This window comes from Ohtaekwangia sp., assembly GCF_036568665.1.
Taxonomy (GTDB): domain Bacteria; phylum Bacteroidota; class Bacteroidia; order Cytophagales; family Cyclobacteriaceae; genus Ohtaekwangia.
In genome coordinates, this window is the sequence record NZ_DATCSD010000477.1 from 1 (window position 1) to 4,219 (window position 4,219).

6 protein-coding genes are annotated in these 4,219 nt (G+C 43.7%); 4 read left to right on the forward strand and 2 right to left on the reverse strand.

Annotated elements, in window-relative coordinates; genetic code table 11:
- From VIN08_RS27820 to panB, 4 genes are all read left to right on the forward strand, one after another.
- On the forward strand, positions 1–750 hold a 750-nt coding region (locus VIN08_RS27820), incomplete at its 5' end, for a glycosyltransferase (protein ID WP_331972892.1).
- An 84-nt stretch (positions 751–834) separates the two neighbouring features.
- Positions 835–1,311, forward strand: a complete 477-nt coding sequence (locus VIN08_RS27825) for an Lrp/AsnC family transcriptional regulator (protein ID WP_331972894.1) — start codon at positions 835–837, stop codon at positions 1,309–1,311.
- Positions 1,312–1,362: 51 nt separating this feature from the next.
- On the forward strand, positions 1,363–1,869 hold the full coding sequence (locus VIN08_RS27830) for a phosphoribosyltransferase family protein (protein ID WP_331972896.1): 507 nt from the start codon (positions 1,363–1,365) through the stop codon (positions 1,867–1,869).
- 70 nt (positions 1,870–1,939) lie between these two features.
- On the forward strand, positions 1,940–2,758 hold the full coding sequence (gene panB / locus VIN08_RS27835) for a 3-methyl-2-oxobutanoate hydroxymethyltransferase (protein WP_331972898.1): 819 nt from the start codon (positions 1,940–1,942) through the stop codon (positions 2,756–2,758).
- A 200-nt stretch (positions 2,759–2,958) separates the two neighbouring features.
- On the opposite strand, the gene VIN08_RS27840 is transcribed toward panB, so the two are convergent.
- A complete protein-coding gene (locus VIN08_RS27840) occupies positions 2,959–3,858 on the reverse strand; it encodes a methylated-DNA--[protein]-cysteine S-methyltransferase (protein WP_331972900.1) in 900 nt (299 codons plus the stop codon).
- 38 nt (positions 3,859–3,896) lie between these two features.
- Entirely contained in the window at positions 3,897–4,160 is a 264-nt protein-coding gene (locus tag VIN08_RS27845; RefSeq protein ID WP_331972902.1) for an Ada metal-binding domain-containing protein, read from the reverse strand.
- Positions 4,161–4,219 lie beyond the last annotated feature (59 nt).

Genomic DNA, 4,219 nt, shown 5'->3' on the forward strand with positions numbered 1-4,219 from the left:
GGATTGTGGAATCAACAACATACTTTATATCGGACAGTATATAATTTCTTCAAGAAGAAGGAACAGGAGTTTTTGTCTAAAGCAGATGCTGTTGTTGTACTCACCGAAGCTGCCCGACAGGTTTTGCTATCGTGGGGTACAGAAGATAAAGTTACGGTTATACCTTGCTGTGTTGATCTTCAACTCTTCGATCCTGCGAGAATTACACAAGAGCAACGATCAACGTTGCGGACAAAGTTAGGTATAGCACAAAATGATTATACCGTGCTATACCTGGGCTCGATCGGCACATGGTATCTATGGGATGAGATGGTCGCTTTCTTTGAAAGAATAAAGGCCGGGAAGCCCGGTGCCAAATTTTTAGTATTAACTCCGGATGGCAGTCAGGTAAAGCCGAACAAGGATTTTGTGGTGTTAAGTGCCCCACGCGAAGAAGTGCCTCTATATATAGCAGCATCAGACGTGTCTGTGTGTTTTATAAAACCATCGTTCTCCAAGAAGGGATCGAGTGCTACCAAGATGGCCGAAGTGCTGGCTATGGGAGTGCCGGTGGTAGCAAATACAGGTTGGGGCGATGTTGAATTTTTCCGTGAACGGATGTCCAACTTTTTTGTAATCAACGACATACATGAATTGCCAGAGGTTGGTAAATATACCTCTGGGCCTCAGGACAAGTTCTTTTATACTACATTCTCATTAACGAGTGGTATAGACCGTTATAAGCGGATTTACAGTGCATTATTAAATTAATTTATTAACATCCGTTAGCCATATAATTCTATTTTTCCCTTATTTTTGGCCAAATTTTATTTGGAAAACGAACCCTCATCAATTATGAAGAGTAACATTAAGCTAGACGCCACAGACCGAAAGATCCTCGAAATCCTCCAGAAAAATTCTAACATAACCAACGCACAGTTGGCCAAGGAGATAGGCCTTTCACCAGCCCCTACGTTGGAGCGTGTTAACAAACTTGAAACTTCCGGAGTAATCCGCAGCTATCATGCAGTGATTGATCCTGCCAGTGTTGGTTTGGGGGTAAGTACATTTGTTATGGCATCACTGAAAGGTCACAACAAAGAGAACATCAACAAATTTATCACGGCTATCAAGAGTGTAGATGAGGTTGTGGAATGTCATCACATTACTGGTTCGGGCGACTTTATCCTGAAGATCGTTTGTGCCGACATCGCTGCATACCAGCAACTCATGCTCGATAAAGTTTCTAACATCGAAGTAGTAGATAGTTTGCAGTCGATGGTGATCCTGTCAACTTTCAAAGACAGCAAGTCGCTGCCGATCCCTGGATAATTTTCCGAAAGGATCATTGCGTTTTAGTTTAATGTCTGATACCCATTTGTCATGACTGCGGAAAAAAGTTTGATACTCGATGCCGACCAGGTGAAGCAAAAGATCAGAAGGATGGCCTTCGAGATTTATGAACACAACTTCAAAGAGAAGAACATCGTCATAGCAGGTATTGACGGACAAGGTTATGTGCTGGCGAAATTACTGGCTAAACAAGTGGAGAGTATATCTCCCATTGAAGTAAAGCTTGTCAAGATAAACCTCGATAAACTTGCTCCGCAGGAAAGTGAGATCACACTGGATTGTGATGTAAAAGATATCCGTAAAAAAACTATTGTATTAGTAGACGATGTGCTGCATACCGGCCGCACATTTACCTATGGCATGAAGCCATTCTTGAATACAGAAGTAAAAAAGATCGATACCGCAGTGCTCATCAACCGCGGACATACACTTTTCCCGATCTACTCGCTGTATACCGGTTATGAGCTTTCTACTACTATTAAAGATCATGTAGAGGTAAAGCTTAATAAAGATGAGATGGCCGTTTATCTCCATTAGCATTCGCTAAAATATCTTTGGTCATGTCATTTCAAATGTATTCGTAAATTCGCCCGAAATATATACCACCATGTCTGTTCACAAGCAAGATGTTAAGCGTATCACAACGCATCAGTTACAGGAGATGAAGAACCGTGGCGAGAAGATCGCGATGCTCACAGCATACGACTATAGCATGGCGAAACTCATTGATGGTGCCGGTATAGATGTAGTATTGGTGGGCGACTCAGCATCGAATGTAATGGCGGGTCACGAAACTACATTGCCCATTACACTTGATCAGATGATATACCACGCTGCTTCGGTGGTGCGTGCCGTAAAACGCGCGCTGGTAATTGTTGATCTTCCATTCGGTACATACCAGGGAAGTTCAGGTGAAGCGCTCCGCTCTTCCATTCGTATAATGAAAGAAGCGGGAGCACATGCCGTGAAGCTGGAAGGTGGAAGCGAAGTAAAAGATTCTGTTGAACGTATACTCAGTGCCGGTATACCCGTAATGGGCCACCTCGGTCTCACGCCACAGTCGATCTATAAATTTGGAACATACTCTGTTCGCGCGAAAGAAGAAGCAGAAGCAAAAAAACTTATTGAAGACGCACAGCTTCTTGAGCAATGCGGATGCTTCGGTATAGTATTGGAAAAGATACCGGCAGCACTCGCCAAGAAAGTAGCAGAGTCTGTTCACATTCCCATCATTGGTATAGGAGCAGGTCCTGATGTAGACGGACAAGTTCTGGTAATGCAAGACATGCTCGGCATCACACAAGAATTTAAACCACGCTTCCTCAGACGCTACGCAGACCTCAACAGCATTGTAACCGAAGCCGTAAACAAATACGTCTCCGATGTGAAAGCCAAAGACTTTCCGAACCAGGAAGAGAAATACTGAATAAACGCTGAAAGCGAAAAGTAGAAAGCTGAAAGTTACCTCTGGTCTTTTGGATTTCTCTGCATTATTCTGCGGAATCTGTGGGAGATAATTTTTTCAGTATTTGTGGGAAATAGTTTTCTTCAGACTTTCCGTCTCCCCAACTTTCTTACCCTTAGTATTTATCTGCGTTCATTTGCGAGATCTGCGGGAAACTAAGATTATTTCCCCTCAGCCTTCGCCATTTCCCAACCAATTATACTCTTCTTCTTGGCAGAACTCCATCTATACTCTCCCAGTATACCATCCTTGCGTATAACACGATGGCAGGGAATAAGGTACGCTATATGATTCGAACCCACCGCTGAGCCTACCGCCTGCATTGCCTGCGGATTTTGAATCTGCAAAGCTATATCCTGATACGTGAGTACATTTCCACTCGGAATTCTCAGCAACGCTTCCCACACCTTCACCTGAAAATTAGTGCCCTTCACAAACAAGTGAAGCTTCTGCGAAGAAGTATGACCCGAGAATATCTTCTCTACAAATGCCTGCGTCAATGTGCGATCTTCATGGAATACAGAATTATTCCAGTGCATCTTCATTGCTTCGACTTCCGCGCGGGGATCCTGGTCGTTCTGTAGAAATGACAGCCAGCAAATGCCTCGCTCGGTAACACCGATCAGGCACATACCAAAGGGTGTTTCGTGAAAGCCGTACTCTACGCGTATACCCGCACCGTGTTGTTTATACTCTTGTGGTGTTACAGCTTCAAGTGTAGTAAAGAGATCATATACTCTTGATTGACTCGAGAGCCCTGCTGCCTCTGCCGCTTCTACCAGGTTTTTAGATTCCTGTAATTTACTCTTCAGATAATCGATTGTGAGATATTGAAGAAATCGCTTCGGACTTATACCCGCCCACTCGGTAAACATGCGTTGAAAGTGGAAGGGGCTCACGTGAATTTTCTCGGCTACTTCTTCAAGATCAGGCTGTCGCTGAAAGTTATCTTCCAGGTAGCGTATAGCCTGCTCGATACGTTGATAGTTGATCTGGTTTTCGGATGTTGCCAATGCTGTAAAGTTAGTTACTGGCTGCCGGATACTAAATGCTGTGTTCATAATCTTTGTTGTTGTTTTGTGAAGCAAAGCTCGTTTCACTATCCTCGTTTCTCAACCTGCTTCTTGCTTAGTTTCCATTGTTGGTAAGCATCGGGCATGCAGTGTCCGCAAGGACGAAAACCAGCCTGTATAGCTTCAACCTCATGATGAAAGAATACTCGATTTTCTTTTTTCATTCGCTTGCCTGAGCGACAGCTGAGCTTACCATAAATCTTCAACACTATATTTCCTCCGAATGTAATTTCTCTTTGGAGTATCTTGCTCCGTAATACTTCATTCGTAAGGTATATATGCCGCATCATTGTGCATCATGAAAAATAATACCGAGTGCTTGCCGTTTGCCGGAGCGAACTTCGCTCAC

What these genes read in the sequence shown, in the direction of transcription:
- VIN08_RS27840 (WP_331972900.1), bottom strand. Translation starts at nt 3,858, where the DNA reads ATGAACACAGCATTTAGTATCCGGCAGCCAGTAACTAACTTTACAGCA.
- panB (WP_331972898.1), top strand. Translation starts at nt 1,940, where the DNA reads ATGTCTGTTCACAAGCAAGATGTTAAGCGTATCACAACGCATCAGTTA.
- VIN08_RS27845 (WP_331972902.1), bottom strand. Translation starts at nt 4,160, where the DNA reads ATGATGCGGCATATATACCTTACGAATGAAGTATTACGGAGCAAGATA.
- VIN08_RS27825 (WP_331972894.1), top strand. Translation starts at nt 835, where the DNA reads ATGAAGAGTAACATTAAGCTAGACGCCACAGACCGAAAGATCCTCGAA.
- VIN08_RS27830 (WP_331972896.1), top strand. Translation starts at nt 1,363, where the DNA reads ATGACTGCGGAAAAAAGTTTGATACTCGATGCCGACCAGGTGAAGCAA.